General features: G+C 77.2%; 18 protein-coding genes. 7 read left to right on the top strand and 11 right to left on the bottom strand.

Annotation, left to right across the window (positions count from 1 at the left end):
* Positions 1 to 2 precede the first annotated feature (2 nt).
* Positions 3 to 233 carry a hypothetical protein gene (locus tag ACI79Z_RS20265; RefSeq protein WP_456903633.1) on the top strand — a complete coding sequence of 77 codons (231 nt, stop codon included), beginning with the start codon at positions 3 to 5 and terminating at the stop codon, positions 231 to 233.
* Positions 234 to 443: 210 nt separating this feature from the next.
* Positions 444 to 701: an alpha/beta fold hydrolase gene (locus ACI79Z_RS20260; protein WP_456903632.1), complete on the top strand. Its 258-nt coding sequence runs from the start codon at positions 444 to 446 to the stop codon at positions 699 to 701.
* Here ACI79Z_RS20260 and ACI79Z_RS20255 read toward each other — a convergent pair.
* From ACI79Z_RS20255 to ACI79Z_RS20230, 6 genes are all read right to left on the bottom strand, one after another.
* On the bottom strand, positions 683 to 1510 hold the full coding sequence (locus ACI79Z_RS20255; protein ID WP_387989420.1) for a class I SAM-dependent methyltransferase: 828 nt from the start codon (positions 1508 to 1510) through the stop codon (positions 683 to 685). The two genes, ACI79Z_RS20260 and ACI79Z_RS20255, sit on opposite strands and share 19 nt — an antisense overlap.
* A 180-nt stretch (positions 1511 to 1690) precedes the next feature.
* Positions 1691 to 1945, bottom strand: coding sequence for a hypothetical protein (locus tag ACI79Z_RS20250; RefSeq protein ID WP_456903631.1), 255 nt, complete (start codon positions 1943 to 1945; stop codon positions 1691 to 1693).
* A 222-nt stretch (positions 1946 to 2167) separates the two neighbouring features.
* On the bottom strand, positions 2168 to 2365 hold the full coding sequence (locus ACI79Z_RS20245) for a DUF6186 family protein (protein ID WP_456903630.1): 198 nt from the start codon (positions 2363 to 2365) through the stop codon (positions 2168 to 2170).
* Complete coding sequence (locus ACI79Z_RS20240) at positions 2362 to 2751, bottom strand: hypothetical protein (RefSeq protein ID WP_387989429.1); 390 nt, start codon at positions 2749 to 2751, stop codon at positions 2362 to 2364. The genes ACI79Z_RS20245 and ACI79Z_RS20240 overlap by 4 nt, the downstream gene beginning before the upstream one ends.
* A gap of 36 nt (positions 2752 to 2787) precedes the next feature.
* Positions 2788 to 3168 (bottom strand): circularly permuted type 2 ATP-grasp protein, encoded by a 381-nt coding sequence (locus tag ACI79Z_RS20235; RefSeq protein ID WP_456903629.1) that lies wholly within the window; start codon positions 3166 to 3168, stop codon positions 2788 to 2790.
* On the bottom strand, positions 3165 to 4052 hold the full coding sequence (locus ACI79Z_RS20230) for an ATP-grasp domain-containing protein (RefSeq protein ID WP_456903628.1): 888 nt from the start codon (positions 4050 to 4052) through the stop codon (positions 3165 to 3167). The genes ACI79Z_RS20235 and ACI79Z_RS20230 overlap by 4 nt, the downstream gene beginning before the upstream one ends.
* Before the next feature lie 112 nt (positions 4053 to 4164).
* On the opposite strand from ACI79Z_RS20230, the gene ACI79Z_RS20225 reads away from it, so the two are divergent.
* The 4 genes from ACI79Z_RS20225 to ACI79Z_RS20210 all read left to right on the top strand — a co-directional run bounded on the left by ACI79Z_RS20225 (position 4165) and on the right by ACI79Z_RS20210 (position 8783).
* Positions 4165 to 6120 carry a glucuronyl esterase domain-containing protein gene (locus ACI79Z_RS20225; RefSeq protein ID WP_456903627.1) on the top strand — a complete coding sequence of 652 codons (1956 nt, stop codon included), beginning with the start codon at positions 4165 to 4167 and terminating at the stop codon, positions 6118 to 6120.
* A gap of 36 nt (positions 6121 to 6156) precedes the next feature.
* Complete coding sequence (locus ACI79Z_RS20220; protein WP_387989441.1) at positions 6157 to 6558, top strand: nuclear transport factor 2 family protein; 402 nt, start codon at positions 6157 to 6159, stop codon at positions 6556 to 6558.
* A 68-nt stretch (positions 6559 to 6626) separates the two neighbouring features.
* A complete protein-coding gene (locus ACI79Z_RS20215) occupies positions 6627 to 7319 on the top strand; it encodes a Crp/Fnr family transcriptional regulator (RefSeq protein WP_387989444.1) in 693 nt (230 codons plus the stop codon).
* A 39-nt stretch (positions 7320 to 7358) separates the two neighbouring features.
* A complete protein-coding gene (locus tag ACI79Z_RS20210) occupies positions 7359 to 8783 on the top strand; it encodes an FAD-binding oxidoreductase (protein WP_387989447.1) in 1425 nt (474 codons plus the stop codon).
* A 105-nt stretch (positions 8784 to 8888) separates the two neighbouring features.
* Here the strand turns inward: ACI79Z_RS20210 and ACI79Z_RS20205 are convergent, their stop codons facing one another.
* Positions 8889 to 9032, bottom strand: a complete 144-nt coding sequence (locus tag ACI79Z_RS20205) for a hypothetical protein (RefSeq protein WP_387989450.1) — start codon at positions 9030 to 9032, stop codon at positions 8889 to 8891.
* A gap of 229 nt (positions 9033 to 9261) precedes the next feature.
* Complete coding sequence (locus ACI79Z_RS20200) at positions 9262 to 9576, bottom strand: hypothetical protein (protein ID WP_387989453.1); 315 nt, start codon at positions 9574 to 9576, stop codon at positions 9262 to 9264.
* Between the two features lie 332 nt (positions 9577 to 9908).
* Here ACI79Z_RS20200 and ACI79Z_RS20195 point away from each other — a divergent pair, with 332 nt between their 5' ends.
* Entirely contained in the window at positions 9909 to 10706 is a 798-nt protein-coding gene (locus tag ACI79Z_RS20195) for a hypothetical protein (RefSeq protein ID WP_387989456.1), read from the top strand.
* Positions 10707 to 10779: 73 nt separating this feature from the next.
* On the opposite strand, the gene ACI79Z_RS20190 is transcribed toward ACI79Z_RS20195, so the two are convergent.
* From ACI79Z_RS20190 to ACI79Z_RS20180, 3 genes are all read right to left on the bottom strand, one after another.
* On the bottom strand, positions 10780 to 12009 hold the full coding sequence (locus ACI79Z_RS20190) for an NAD(P)H-dependent flavin oxidoreductase (RefSeq protein WP_456903626.1): 1230 nt from the start codon (positions 12007 to 12009) through the stop codon (positions 10780 to 10782).
* The gene (locus ACI79Z_RS20185; protein WP_456903625.1) at positions 12006 to 13187 is read right to left on the bottom strand and encodes a serine hydrolase domain-containing protein; all 1182 of its coding nucleotides are present in this window, start codon (positions 13185 to 13187) and stop codon (positions 12006 to 12008) included. Before ACI79Z_RS20185 ends, ACI79Z_RS20190 begins: the two co-directional genes overlap by 4 nt.
* Before the next feature lie 85 nt (positions 13188 to 13272).
* Positions 13273 to 14523, bottom strand: a complete 1251-nt coding sequence (locus ACI79Z_RS20180; protein ID WP_456903624.1) for a serine hydrolase domain-containing protein — start codon at positions 14521 to 14523, stop codon at positions 13273 to 13275.
* Positions 14524 to 14647: the final 124 nt, after the last annotated feature.

Genomic DNA, 14647 nt, shown 5'->3' with positions numbered 1-14647 from the left:
GGGTGGCGGTGCACCGCGTGGAGCACGGGACCGGGCGGGCCGTGCGGGTGCTGCACGGCGCGGAGGTCGACCACCGCGAGACCGAGGCGTGCTCGGAGCCGCTGCTCGCCGGCGTCCCCGGCCTCCGGCGCGTCCACCCCGACCTGCCCGGGATGGGCCGGACGCCCGCTCCGCGGCCCTGCGCAGCGCCGACGACGTCCTCGGCGCGCTGCTCGCCGCCGCCGACGAGGTGACCGGCGGGGACCGGTACCTGCTGGTCGGGCACTCGGCGGGCGGCCACCTCGCCCGGGCGATGGCCGCGCGGCGCCCGGCGCAGTCGCGGGCCTCGCGCTGGTCCGCCCGCTGCTGCCGGGCGTGCGCGACGTCCCGGGGCACCGCGGATCGGCGCCCGCTGGGAGCTCGCCCCGGACGGTGCGCCGCCCTACCCGGGCCCGACGCTGGTCGTGGCCGGACGGCTGGACTCCACGGTCGCGTACGCCGCCGCGGTGGACCTGCTGGACGTCCACCCGCACGCCACGCTCGCCGTCGTCGACGACGCCGGGCACGCGTTGCCCCACGAGCGGCCGGCGGTCCTGCGCGCCCTCCTCGCCGAGTGGCCGGCGCGCGTGCGGCGACGCGACGCCTCCCCGGCCGGCGTCGGCCGCGCCCTCGCGCCCGCCGCCCCGGCCGCGGCGACGACGGGTCAGCGCGGGAAGCGGTAGTGCAGGACGACCGTCCCCCGGCGGGACCAGGCCGTGCTGTGCGCCGCGAGCCGGTGGTAGAGGCGCAGCAGCGGCGGGAACAGGGCGACCTCGGGCTCCCGGCTGAGCAGGATCTCCCGGACCAGGTGCAGGCGCGGGTCCCAGCGTTCGAGCTCGTGCGGGTCGTCGATGCCGGGGAACCGGAGGAGCCCGGAGACGGCCCTGGTGCCGGGCACGAGCCGGGTCGCCCGGAGGGCGAAGCGGGAGTAGCTGTTGAAGGCGATCTCGCCGGCGGGGAAGTGGCCGGTGAGCCGGTCGAGCAGGGTCGTCACCTCGCTCCGGTCGAGGAACCCGACCAGGCCGTCGGCGACGACCACCGCCGGACGGCCGGCCGGGACCGCGTCCAGCCAGTGCCCGTCCCGCACGTCCGCGGCGATCGTGCGGGTCCGCGCGCGGGCGGGCACGACGGCGTCCCGGACGGCGACGACGGCGGGCAGGTCGACGTCGAACCAGTCCACGGTGGGCGGCGGGGCGATCCGCGCCCACCGGGTGTCCAGCCCGGCGCCCAGGTCCAGCCCGACGGCGTCCGGGTGGCGGTGCACGAAGTCGGCCGCGATCTCGTCGAGCCGCTTGGCGCGCAGCGCGCAGCTGGTGACCAGGTTGGCGTCGACGCGCACCCGGGCGGCGTCCGGGCCGAGTTCCCGGACGATCTCGTCGGCCAGCGCGTCCCCCAGGACGGGACGCGGCGAGCGGGCGTCCGCCGCCCGGGAGCGGAGCGTCACGAGGAGGCTCTGCTCCAGCGGCGTCAGGGCCGGCAGGGTGGTGACCATCGGATCGGCTCCCCGGTGTGTCGGACACCCCCGTGGGACCAGCCAAGCCCTCCGGGGGCGCGCCGCTCCAGGGCACTTCGGCCCCGGGGCGCCGGGGGCCGTGCCCGTGCAGGCACGGACGGGGGCGCCGGGCTGGGCTGCGGGGTCGCCGGACGCCGCGCCCGGAGGCCGCCCTCCCCGCTACCGGGCCAGGCGCAGCGGCGCCGCGACGGGGGCGGGGACGTCGGCCGCTGCCGATCCTCCGGGGAGGAGGACGAGCGCGGGACGGGACGCGGTCGCCCGGGTGCCGGCGAGCCGGGCCCGGAGGGAGACGTTCGGGTAGCCGGTCGGCAGCCGGCGGCACTCCTCGGGGGAGGGCGGTGGCGACGGAGGGGTGCCGGCGTCCTGTGCCAGGTGGACGTAGAGGATGCCGTCCGCGGGGTCGTAGGTCCTCATCTCGTCCTCACCTCCTCCCGGATCCCGCCGGTGCGGTGGCTCCGGTGTGCGGTGGCTCCGGTGTGCGGTGGCGCTGGTGTGCGGTGGCTCCGGTGTGCGGGGGCGGCACCTGCGGTGCGATCCGGACAGCCACAGTGTGGCCCCGGGGTGTGACAGGAAGCGGACCTCGCCGCGGTGGCCGCCGGCCGCCGTCCACCAGGGGCCGGGAGCGGGACGGCGTGGTCAGCGGGCCAGGAAGTGCACGCCGAGCCAGGCCCACGCGAGGAGCACCGCCAGCCGGCCGGGGGTCGTGCGCATCGCCGCAGCGAGCGCCTGCGCCAGGGGAGCCGGGGAGCCCCTCCGGCGGGCGGAGGCCTCCAGGGACAGGCCGGCGGCCAGGAGCAGCAGCACCGCCGTGACCGACACCGCGGTGCCGGTCACGACCGCTCCGGAGGAGCCGCGGGCCGGGTCAGCAGCCAGGCCCCGGCCGCCAGCCAGCCCAGGGTCGCCGCCGCCCGCGCGGCCGGGTGGGCGAGGAGCGGGTCGGCGAGGTCGCTCAGGGCCGGCAGGTCGCCGTCGAGGAGGGTGACCGCCTCCCACGCCAGGGCCGCGGCCAGCCAGGCGAGCCAGGGCAGGGCCCGGCGGCCGACCCGCGGGGCGCCCGCGCCGGCGTGCGCGGCCAGCCCGGCCGCCGTCGCCAGCAGGCCGGTGCCGCCGACGGCCAGCAGCGCGCCGGGGGACAGCTCCCCGGACACGGGAACGGCGGCGGTGCACCCGGCGGCCACGACCACGGCCGCGACCCGGCGGGTGCGGGAGGGGGATCCCACCGGTGCATGCTCGCCCATCCCGGCGCCGGGGGACGCTCAGCCGACCACGCAGGTGCCCTTGGCACCGGCGCCCTGCGAGGCGTTGACCACCAGCTCACCCCCGGTCAGGGACACCCGGGTGAGGCCGCCCGGCAGCACGGTCGTCTCCTCGCCGGCGCAGGAGGCGTACGGCCGGTAGTCCACGTGCCGCGGCACGAGCGCGCCGTCGACGACCGTGGGGTGGGTCGACAGCGCCACCGGCTCCTGGGCGATCCACTCCCCGGGGTCGGCCAGGACGGCGGCACGGGCGCGCGCGAGCCGGCCGGCGTCCGCCCGCGGGCCGATGAGCACGCCCCAGCCGCCCGAGCCCGAGCGCGGCTCGAGCACCAGCTCGGGCAGCCGGTGCAGCGCCTCGTCGAGGCCGTCCTCCGGGCTCACGCGGCCGCCGCCGGGCGGTTCGCGGCCGCGCGCTCGGCGACCGCGAGCGCGGCGCGGGCCACCCACCGGCCCTGCTCGGGGTCGGTGACGTCGAAGCCGAAGGGGGCGTTGGCCTCCAGCGCGAGCAGCCGGCCGTCCGGCTCGACGAGCACGTCCACGCCCATCAGCCCGCCGCCGAGCGCGGCGACCATCCGCGAGGCCAGCTGCGCCATCTCCGGCGGCGCCTCGTACACCTTCGGGTACACCGTGCCGTGGGTGACCAGCGCCCCCTCCTCCCGGGACTTCTCGTAGACCAGGGAGGTGGTGGTGGGCGTGGCGAAGACGCGCGCGCACGCCGGCTCGGCGATCCACTCCTGCAGCAGCGACGTGCCGCGCCGGTGCCCGCCGGCCGCCTCGTGCTCCCGCCAGCCGGCCTCGACCGCACGGGCGGCGTCGAGGTCGCCGACCAGCTCGACGTAGCGGGCACCGTCGCCGAGCGAGGGCTTGAGCACCATCCGCCGTCCCGGCATCGGCCACTCCCGGACCCGGGCGAGGTCCCACGCGGCCGGTTGCGGCACGCCGGCGGCCGCCCACACGGCGTGGGTCACCAGCTTGTCGGCGGAGGCGACCAGGGAGGTGACGGGGTTGAGCAGCGGCACGCCGGCCGCCTCGAGCAGCGTGGCCAGGGCGAAGGTCGGCGCGTAGGCCACGACCTCCTCGACCAGCACGTGCGCGATCGCCAGGTCGTAGCGGCCCGGTGGCGGGCCGGTGACCGGCCAGTCGTCCGGCACCCGGGCCAGCCGCTCGACCTCCGCGCCCTCCGCCTCCAGCGCCCGCACCCACCCGGCCGCGTAGCCGGCGTCCTCGTACCAGTCGTCGTCGGTGATCACCAGCAGCACGCGCACGCCGCCCTGGTGCCCGGGCCCCGGGCCCGCCGAACCCCACGGGCCCGGCGCAGCACCGACGCGACACGGGGGACACCCGTCAGGACACCGGGCGGTCCTACGGTGCGGACGCATGACGCAGGTGGTGCCGGGGAGCCGGTCCCGGGACGGGCGCTCGGCCGCGGCCCGCCGGCGGCGCAACACCGCCGAGCTCGCCGGCATCCTGCCGCCGAGCGGGCCCTTCGAGGCCTGGCTGGCGGCCGGCGGGGAGCCGGCGCCGGACTTCGCCCGGCTGCCGGCCCGCACCGGCCTGTGGTCCCCGGTCGAGGGCCTCCCCGGCGGCCGCGCCGGTGCCGCCGGGTGGCCGGCGCGGCGGGCGGTGCTGCGCGCCCGCTGGCGGCGGTGGCTGACCGGGGACCTCCCGCCTCCACCCCGCCGCACGCCCGCCCGCGTCGACCGGGTGCGCACGGCGGGCGGCGTGGAGGTCCGCGAGCTCGTCGTCGGCGCGGGCTGGTCGGTGCGGGCGCGGCTGCTGCTGCCCGTGCCCGCGGCGGGCGTGCGCCGCGACGTCCCGGTCTACCTCCTGCAGTCCGGCCACGGGTCGTGGGCGGAGGCGGCGCTGGCCCGCGGGTGGGGGGCCTGCCTGGTCTCGGCCGCGGACGGCGACGACGACACCGAGGACGTGGAGCGGGCCTTCCCCTCGGTGGTCGCCGGCCGGCTGGCCTGGCGGGCGTGGGCGCTGTCCCGGGTCCTCGACGCGCTGCAGGACCAGGCCGGCGTGGACGCCCGCCGGGTGCTCGTCGGCGGGCACAGCCGCAACGGCAAGACCGCGCTGCTCGCCGCCGCGTTCGACGACCGCTTCGCCGGCGTCGTGTCCAGCTCCAGCGGCGTGCTGGGCGCCATCCCCGCCCGGCTGTGCACCGACCGGCACTTCGGCGAGGGGGTGGAGCTGCTCACCCGGCACTACCCGGGCTGGTTCCACCCGCGGCTGCGCTGGTTCGCCGGGCGGGAGCACCGGCTGCCCACCGACGCGCACGAGCTGCTCGCGCTGGCCGCCCCGCGCCCGGTGCTGGTGTCGGTGGCGGTCGAGGACCCGGTCGAGCGCGTCCCGGCCGCCCGCGCCGCGGTGGACGCCGCGCGGGAGGCCCACGCGCTGCTCGGCCGGCCCGACGCGCTGGAGCTGGTGCTGCGCCCGGGCGGGCACCGGGCGGACGGGTCCGCGGTGGCCGCCCAGCTGGACTGGGCGCAGGCGGCGCTCGGCGGCCCACCCCGCCGTCCCGGGCGCGCGCCGGGAGCGCCGTCACCGGTCCCGTGGCCGGCCGACCGCGTGCGCCCGGGGCCACGCCCGTTCCGCGGCGAGGAGCTGCGAGCCGCCGTCCGCGCCGCACTCGGCCCGGCCGGGACCGCCGCCGGCGGGGCGGGGGAGGAGGACCTGCGGACCCCGGACGGCGTCGCGGTCACCCTCCTGCGCCCGCCGGACGGGCGGAGGAGCCGCGGGCTGGTGCTCTGGCTCGGCCCGCCGTGCGCCGCGACCGGGTGGCGGGCCGGGTACGAGCAGGCCGAGCCGCTGCCCGCGCTGCTGGCCGCGGCCGGCTGGGCCGTCGCCTGCCACGACCCGGTCGGCAGCGGCTCGCGGCACGGCGAGCACCCCGGGCCGGACTCCTCCCCGCTGGGCCGGATGACCGCCGACGCGGCCGCGGTGGCCGCCGTCGCCGCGGCGGCCACCGGGCACGACCGGGCCTGGGTCGCCGCCTACGGCACCGGGGCGCTGGTGGCGCTGCACCTGTCCGCCCTGGGGGACGTGCCGCCGGCCGGGATGGTGCTCACCGCCCCGAGCTGCGGGGAGCCGCTGCTGCGCGCCCGGCCCGGGTACACGCTCGCGGACCTGCTCGCGACGACGGCGGACCGCCCCGCGGTGGTGCTCGACCCCGCCTGGGACCCCGAGGCGCCGGCCGGCGCGGTGGCCGCCGCCTGCCGGGCCGCCGGGGTGCCGCGGGTGCCGCTGGCCGACTGGCACCGGCTGTCGGCCGCCACCCGGGCGGCGATGGTCGACTGGCTGGACCGGCAGGGTCCCCGGCAGGCTCCGTGAGCACGGTCCGCTGACCCGCCGCCGAGGAGGCACCCCGTGATCGACGACGTCGTCGCCCGCTGGCACCGCTACATGGAGAGCAAGGCGCCGGACGCCCTGGACGAGCTGCTCGCCGACGACGTCGTCTTCTACTCGCCGGTGGTGTTCACGCCGCAGGAGGGCAGGGCGATCACCACGCGGTACCTCCAGGCGGCGGCCGACGCCCTCGCCGGCGACGGTCCCGACGGGGCGTTCCGGTACACCAAGCAGGTCGTCGCGGGCGACACCGCGGTGCTGGAGTTCGAGACGAGCGTGCAGGGCAGGTACGTCAACGGGGTCGACATCGTGCGCTGCGACGACGCCGGGCGGATCGTCGAGTTCCGCGTGATGATCCGCCCGCTGCAGGCGATCCAGGCCGTCCACGAGCAGATGGGCAGGCGCCTGACCGCCGGCTCCTGACGGTCGCCCCGCGCGGGGCGCCCGGTGCGGCCGTGGATCCGCCCGCCCCGGGGACCTACCGTGCGGGGGTGGACGGCGTCCTGGCTGCCCTCGCTGCGTCGAAGCTCGCCCGCCTCCCCGCCCCCGCCCAGCAGCGGCTGCTCACGGGGGCGCGTCTCGTCCGCGTGCCGACCGGTTCGGTGATCCACCGGGAGGGCGAGACGGCCGAGCTGCTGGAACTGGTGGTGGACGGTCTCGTCCGCGTGTTCGTCACGGCGCCGGACGGACGCAGCCTGACCGTGCGGTACGCCCGTCGCGGAGCGCTCGTCGGCGTCGTGTCGATGTACGGGGCCGACTTCCGCCTGCCCGCGGGGATCCAGGCGGTGGTCGACTCCGAGGTGCTGCGTCTGTCGCCCGACGTCGTGCGCCGCGCCGCCGCCCAGGACCCGCAGGTGGCCGACGCGCTCCTGCGCGAGATGGCCGAGCGGGCGCTCAGCTTCATCTCCGAGATCCCCGGCAGCGCCTTCACCACCGTGCGGCAACGGGTCGCCCGGCACCTCCTGGACCTGGCGTCCCAGGGGTCCCGGACCGCCGGGGGGACGCGGCCGGTGCTCACGGTCCCCGTGAGCCAGCAGGCGCTCGCCGATGCGGTGGGCAGCGTCCGTGAGGTGGTGGTGCGGGTGCTGAGGGAGCTCCGCGAGGCCGGGGTGATCGCCACGCACCGGGACCACATCGACGTCCTCGACCCCGTCCGGCTGAGCCGGGAGCAGGGTGGAACCTAGGTCCCTGTCGCGCCCGCCCGTCGTCCCGACACTTCTCCCATGACCACCACGACGGATCCCGGGGGCGTCCGGTCCACGGCCGCCCCGGTCAGCGACACCGCCGTCGCCGGCCTCCGTGCCGCGCTGCGGGGCGAGGTCCTCACCGCTGCGGACGCCGGGTACGACGAGCACCGCAGGCTCTGGAACGGGTCGATCGACGGCCGGCCCGCCGTCATCGCCCGGTGCACGGGCGCGGACGACGTCCGCGCCGCCATCCGGTTCGGCCGCGACGAGCAGCTGCCCATCGCCGTCCGCAGCGGAGGGCACAGCTTCCCGGGGCTGTCCACCTGCGACGGCGGCCTGGTGATCGACCTCCGGCGGATGAACCGCGTCCGGCTGGATCCGGACTCCCGGGTGGCGGCCGTCCAGGCGGGGGTGCTGCTGGGGGAGCTGGACGAGCGGACCCAGGAGCACGGCCTGGTGGTGCCGGCCGGCATCGTCTCGCACACCGGGCTGGCCGGGCTGACCCTCGGGGGTGGCATCGGCTGGGTCATGCGCAGGGACGGCCTCACCGTCGACTCCCTGCTGTCCGCGGACGTGGTGACCGCCGACGGCGAGGTCGTCCGGGCCGGCGAGGACGAGAACGCGGACCTGTTCTGGGGGTTGCGCGGCGGCGGCGGCAACTTCGGGGTGGTCACCGGGTTCCGGTTCCGCATGCACCCCCTGGGGCCGCAGGTGATGGCCGGGGCGACCTTCTGGTCGACGGACGACGCCGAGCGGGTCCTGCGCTTCTACCGGGACTGGGTGGCCGAGGGGCCCGACGAGTTGATGACGATCGTCGTCCAGCGGCTCGCCCCGGCCCTGCCGGTGGTCCCGCCGGAGCTGGTCGGCCGGCCGGTGGTGGCGGTGGCGGCCTGCTACGCGGGCGACGTCGACGAGGGGCAGCGGGTCCTGGCGCCGATGCGGGGCTTCGGGACGCCGGTGCTGGACGTCGTGTCGCCGAAGCCGTTCGTGGCGCACCAGAAGATGTTCGACCCCTCGTTCCGGCACGGCTGCTGGTACTCCGTCCGCTCCTGCGACGTGGCGCGGCTCAGCGACGACGTGATCGACGTCGTCGTGGAGTTCGGCCGCCGGATCACCTCGCCGCTCAGCAGCGTGGCGTTGTGGCAGATGGGCGGGGCGGTCGCCCGGGTCCCGGACGACGCCACCGCCTTCAACGGCCGGTCCGCCGGGTTCACCTTCAACATCAACGGCAACACCGCCGGCCCGGACGGCTTCGAGGAGCAGCGCCAGTGGGCGCGCGACTACTGGACGGCCCTGGCCCCGTTCCACACCGGCGTCTACGTCAACTTCCTCATGGAGGAGGGGCAGGCCCGGGTGAGGCAGGCCTACGGGGAGACCAAGCTCCGGCGACTGACCGCGCTCAAGCGGCAGTACGACCCGACGAACCTGTTCCGGCGCAACCAGAACATCGCCCCGGGATGAGGTGGAGGGCGGCGCCCCGGGCGCTGGAGCGGTCGCGCACACACGCCGGGCCTCCTGCCCGGGGACCGGTGACGGCGCGGGCGGGGTCCCGCCCGCGGAGGTCGGTCAGGCCTTGGCCTTCCGCGGGCGCATCAGCCGCTCCATCTCCCTGGCGGCCCGCTGCTTCTCCTTGCGCTCGTCGCGCTTGGCCTTGACGGCCTTGCCCGACCTCTTCGTCGCGTGGTCGTCGTGGGGCGACTTGTCGGCCATCGGAGTGCTCCCTCGTCGACGGCAGGACCTCCTTGCTACATCCGGTCGCCCGGTCGCGCCAGGGAGTCCGGCGCGTCCGCTCGACCCGGGACGGGACTCCGCCCGGCCGGGACACGACCCCACCCGGAGACGCCGACGCCGGTCCACCCCGCCGCTCGCGAGCCCGCCCGCGACGGTGCCGGACCTCCGTGGCGCCGCCTGCCGCGTCCTCCACGGCGCCCGGCACGGCTCAGCGCGGCCAGCGCACCTCGATCCGGGTGACGGAGACCTCGATCCACGACCCGGTGGGACGCGTCGACAGCGCCTCCCGAGCCGCCTGCTCCAGCACGTGGCGTGCCGCCTCGGCGGCCCGTGCGGTGACGGCCGCCGCGACCGCGAGCGCCGAGGCGGTGACCAGGGACCCGGCGGTCGTGCCGCGTGACAGCGCCGGGAGCAGGGACCGCACCGCGGCCGGCACCGTGCCCAGCGGCGCACGGCGCCGGGGCACCCGGCTGCCGTCCGCCCGGTAGATCTCGCTCGGCTCGATCGGCTGCTGCCCGGCCACGGCGCCACCCCTTCCGTCCCCGACGCCCGATCCTCCCACCGGGCGCTCCCCGCGACGAGCGGTCCCGTGCGCGGAGCGGACGGCACGTCCACGGGACGGTGCGCCGCCCCCGGCACCGCCCGAGCTCGCGGGGACGGAAGACGTCCCGATCGCGCAGTGGATCCCTACGCTGGTGTCGTGGGCAACATCGGCAAGGAAGTCCGCCGCATCGAGGTCCTGCCCGTGCCCGAGCCGCCCCTCGAGCCGGTCTCCCCGGAGCGACCCCAGCCGCCCCGGGATCCCTCGCCCGTGGAGTAGCAGCGGTGGATCCCTACGGTGGCTTCGAGCCACGTGTGGGCCAGATCAGAGCGCTGCGCACCTTCCGGATCGGTCCGGACGGTGCCCTCTACCCGCTGTTCTCCACCGACCCCTGGCACGACGGCGCCAACGAGGCGCGCTGCCTGAACGGGGACCGCCCGCCGCACCCCAGCCCTGCTCCGGACTGCACGTGCGGCTTCTACGCCTTCGGCGCGGAGCAGTGGGCCGGTGACCAGCCGCGCAGCCGCCACGTCCTCGCCGTGGTCTCCTGCTGGGGTCACGTCGTCGCGGGGACCCGTGGGCTGCGCGCCGAGTTCTGCCGGATCGAGGCGCTCTGGCTGTCGGGCGCCGTGCCGGTGGACCTCACCGCGCGGGTCCGGCGGAACCACCCCTCCGTGGCGGTCTACGAGGACCGGTCCCGGATGCTCGCCGAGCACCCGCCCACCGAACTGGACTGCTACGAGCGGCCGGGCCGCGGAACCGGCCGCCCGGCGGGACGCCTGTGGTGGTCGGCCGCGATCGCGGCGGCCGTGCTGGGCGTCCTCCCCGCGGACTGGCTCGGGGGTGCCCGCAGCGCCGCGCTGCTGTCGGTGGTCCTGGGAACGGCCTTCGGGCTGGGCGTCCTGCCCCTCGCCCGGCGCGGTGTCGACAGCGGAGGGTCCGGCCGGCGCCTGCTGTGCCTGGCGACCTCGGTGTGGCTCTTCGCCTCGTTCCTGGGTCCCCTCGGCGCGGTGTTCGTGCGGTTGCCCCTGCTGCAGGCGGCGTCGATCGCCGGCCTGCAGCACGTGTGCCTGCTCATCGAGGGCCGCCGCATACCGGACCGGATCCCCTGACCGCACGCCGCTCGCTCCGCTGGGCCGGGGCATCGGTCCCGGTCCCGGCGGGGGCCGCGTCCTCGCGGCGCCCTCACGCCCGCTGGTCGACGGGTCCCCGCGCGGCCGGGGGTGCCGGGGTCCGCGGTCGCGGTGCCGGCCCGGTCGTGACCGCCCCCGCCGCCGTCCGCAGGGCCTCCTCGGCCTCGGCGACGAGGCGGGCGACCAGCTCGCGGGCCGGGACGACGTCGTGGACGAGCTGGACCGACTGCCCGGCGAACGGCAGCAGGTCGTGGCCGCCGCCGGCCCGCACGCGGGCGCGCAGCTCGTGCCCCACGCGCTCCGGGTCGACCGTCTCCGGCGCCCGCTCCAGCCGGGAGACCAGCTCGGTCCGCAGCGCCCGGGGCGCGTACGGCTGCCCGATCTGCGGGAGGGTGAACCGGGGCATCACCCGCTCGCTGTGCGGGACCTTGACCGCGTCGGTGGCGTCCGCGGCCACGATCCGGTCCTTCCACTCCTGGTCGACGCCCATCTCGGGAGTGGCGAGGAAGCGGGTGCCCAGGCTCGCCCCCTGCGCCCCGAGCGCGAGGGCGGCGGCCAGGCCCCGGCCGTCGGCGATGCCGCCGGCGGCGACCACCGGCACGTCCCCGGCCAGGTCGACGACGGCCGGCACGAGGACCAGGCTGCCAACCCACCCGCCGTTGCCGCCGGCCTCCGTGCCCTGGGCGACCAGCACGTCGGCACCGGCCTCCAGCGCGGCCTCCGCGGCCCGGACGTCGCCGACCGCCTGGATCCAGCGGATCCCGGCGTCGTGCGCACGCGCGACGAGGTCGGCGGGGACGCCCATGTGGAAGCTGATCGCCGCGGGGGCGAACTCGAGCGTGGCCGCGAACGCCTCGGGGTCGAACGGCCGCCCGGTGTGGTTGACCGCGAAGGGGCGGTCGGTGCCCTCCCGCACCCGCTGCCACTGCGCGCGCAGCTCCGACGGCCGGCGCAGCGCGGTGCCGAGGCTGCCGAGCGCCCCGGCCCGGCAGACCTCCACCGCCAGCGCCGTCTCGTCCCAGGGCCCGAACGGCGCGACCACCACCGGCACGGCGATGTCGAGCAGGTCGCACAACCGGGTCCGCAGCATCGCGAGCTCCAGGAGGAGGGCGGGACACGGAGTGTGGCCCTCGGCGGCGTGCGGGGCCAGGGTGCCGGGCGCGCCGTCGCGGACGGCGTGCCGCGGGTGGTCGTCGCGCGGGGGCCGGGGCGGTGCGGCGGCCTGGTCGGGTGGGCGCCCGTGCTCCGTCGTCGCGGCGGACCGCGACGCCCGGACGGTCACCAGGTCGGCAGGCTGTCGGGGTACAGCAGCCTGACGATCCCGCCCCAGAGGTCGGTCGCGGGGACGGCCTCGCCGTCGGCCGCGTTCACCATCACCACCACGCTCGCCCCCTGCTCCGGCAGGTGGGAGACCACGTCGCTGTAGCCGAAGACCGAGCCGTTGTGGCCGACCCAGTCCCCGAGCCGGAGGACGCCGAGGCCGTACTGCACCCGGATGCCGCTCGAGGTGAGCGGCGTCCACTCCTGGCGCAGCCGGGCGGTCTCCGGGGTGAGGCCCGCCCCGGTCGCCAGCTGCTCGGCGTAGCGGAGCATGTCCGGCACGGTGGAGACGACCGCGCCGGCGGTGAACGGGACCTCGGGGTTGCTGTACGTCACGTCCCGGGGCTCCTCCGCGCCGGGGTCCGGCGGTGCCAGCTCGCTGTCGGTGTTCACGTAGCCGTGGGCGAACGGCTCCGGCAGGGCCGCGGTCGTGGGGTACGACGTCTCCGGGAGGCCGAGCTGCTCGATCACCGAGGTGGTCACCTGCTGTGCCGAGCGGCCGGTGACCCGCTCGAGGACCAGCCCGAGCAGCACGTACTCCGAGTTGGAGTACACGGTCGCCTCGCCCGGTGGGGTGGCCTCGCCGGCGTGCGCGCGGATGATCTCGAGCGCGTCGTAGGGGGACCACCCCGGCAGGAGCGGATCGGCGGCGTACCGCGCCAGGAAGTCCTCGTCCGCGACGAAGTCGTACACACCGGCGCGCATGCCCAGGAGGTCCCGGATGGTGATCTCGTCCCCGTGGGGGATGTCGGGGACGTACTCGTCCAGGCGGTCGTCGAGGGACAGCCGCCCCTGGTCGACCAGGCGCAGCACCGCCTGGGCGGTGAGGGTCTTGGTGACGCTGGCGATGCGGTAGTGCACGTCGGTGGTCATCGGGGTCCCCGTGGTGTCCGCGGTCCCGTAGGCCTGCAGGTAGCTCCCACGGGCCGGGTCGGAGATGCCGACCACCGCGCCGGTGACGCCGTCGGTCAGCGCGGCCCGCGCCAGTTCGTCGATCCGTGCGGCGAGGTCCGGGTCGAGGGTCGCGGCCGGGGCGGGAGCGGACCCCGCCGGGTGCTCGGGGGTGGCGGTGAAGCCGGTCGTCCCGGCCCCGGCGAGCAGGGCGAGGGCGAGGGCGGCGGGGCGCATCCATCGGCGCACGAGGAACAGCTCCTCCCGTGGAGGGGACGGGGTGGGGTCCCGGGGCCGGGCCCCGTCGTGGGGACCCGGCCGGCCGGGGTGCCGGTCAGCCGGCGTAGAGCTCGTCGATCACCGTCCTGCCGAGCTCGACGGCCGGGCCCTCGCCGTCGGGTGCGGGGGCGGTGGAGGTCCAGGTGACGACGGTGATGTCCCGCACCGGGTCGTGGCCCATGAAGGAGTTGGTCCCGGGGAGCTCACCGGTGTGCCCGTACACGGGCCCGAAGCGGGCCAGGCCGAGCCCGTAGCCGGGGCTCGCCGGGTCGTCCGGGTCCACCGGCTGGACGCTGGCGATCCGCTCCTGCTGCAGCCGCGGGCTGAGCAGGCACCCGTCGACCAGTTCCTCCACGTAATCGGCGAGGTCCTCCGCGGTGGAGATCCCGGCGCCCGCGGTCCACCCCCAGGAGGGGTTGGTGTCGGTGACGTCCATCGGCTCCAGGGTCCCGGCGGTGGCCGCGGCCTGGACCTCGGGTGGGAGCACGAGGCTGTCGATCGTCTCCACGTTCGTGCCGAAGGTGTACATCCGCGGGTGCGGCTCGGGGATCGACGCGTCGGTCCGGGCCGGGAAGGAGGTCTCGTCCAGCCCCAGCGGGTCGAAGATCCGGTCCTGGAAGGCCTGCTCCACCGGGACCCCGGTGAGCTGCTCGATGATCAGGCCCAGCAGCACGGTGTTGGTGTTCGAGTACAGGAACCCCTCGCCCGGGGGGAAGGCGGGCGGCTCGGCGAGGCCGATGGCGAGCAGCTCCTCCGGGTCCCACACCCGGCCGGGGTTGCTGTCCATCTGCTCGTTCAGCGTGAGGTCGGTGGTGTAGTTGGCCAGGCCGCTGGTCATGTCGAGCAGCTGGGCGATGGTGATGTCCTCCCCGTCGGGCACGTCGGGGCGATACCGCGACACCGGGTCGTCCAGGCCGATCCTGCCCTCGTCGACCAGCTGCAGGACCACCGTGGCGGTCCAGGTCTTGGTGTTGCTGCCGATCCGGACGTGGTCGGCGAGCGAGACCGGCTCGGTGCCGTGCCAGGTCCCGGTGCCCATCGTGGTGGCCCAGTCGCCCAGCTCGGGGGACCGCACCAGGACGACGGCGCCGGTGACCGCCAGGTCCCGCACGATCCGGTCGAGTTCGGGCTGCACGGCCGCGGCGTACGCCGGGACCCCCGACGACGCCGTCGCGTTCCCGGGCGACGCGTGCGCCGGGGCGGGGGCCACGACCAGCAGCGCGGCCGCCGTGGCCGCGATCGAGGCGGTCAGCGAGCCGGCCGACCGGGGACGACGCGACCCGCACGAGCGCTCTGCAGCTGTCATGGTCGACCTTCCGAGGGGAGCCGGTCCGGGGGCGTAGCCGACCCTGGCGAGGTCGCGACCGCCGGCCAATGGACCGGGGTGGCCCGCTCACCTGGACCTGGGTACAGGGTCCGGCGGGAGTCGT

The organism is Geodermatophilus sp. SYSU D00663, assembly GCF_054050655.1.
Note: the sequence above shows the minus strand (reverse complement) of the source record. Positions and strands in the feature narration are given on the sequence as shown.

Coding starts and splice junctions, on each gene's coding strand:
- ACI79Z_RS20255 (WP_387989420.1), bottom strand. CDS start 1,510: ATGGTCACCACCCTGCCGGCCCTGACGCCGCTGGAGCAGAGCCTCCTC.
- ACI79Z_RS20250 (WP_456903631.1), bottom strand. CDS start 1,945: ATGAGGACCTACGACCCCGCGGACGGCATCCTCTACGTCCACCTGGCA.
- ACI79Z_RS20225 (WP_456903627.1), top strand. CDS start 4,165: ATGACGCAGGTGGTGCCGGGGAGCCGGTCCCGGGACGGGCGCTCGGCC.
- ACI79Z_RS20210 (WP_387989447.1), top strand. CDS start 7,359: ATGACCACCACGACGGATCCCGGGGGCGTCCGGTCCACGGCCGCCCCG.
- ACI79Z_RS20205 (WP_387989450.1), bottom strand. CDS start 9,032: ATGGCCGACAAGTCGCCCCACGACGACCACGCGACGAAGAGGTCGGGC.
- ACI79Z_RS20180 (WP_456903624.1), bottom strand. CDS start 14,523: ATGACAGCTGCAGAGCGCTCGTGCGGGTCGCGTCGTCCCCGGTCGGCC.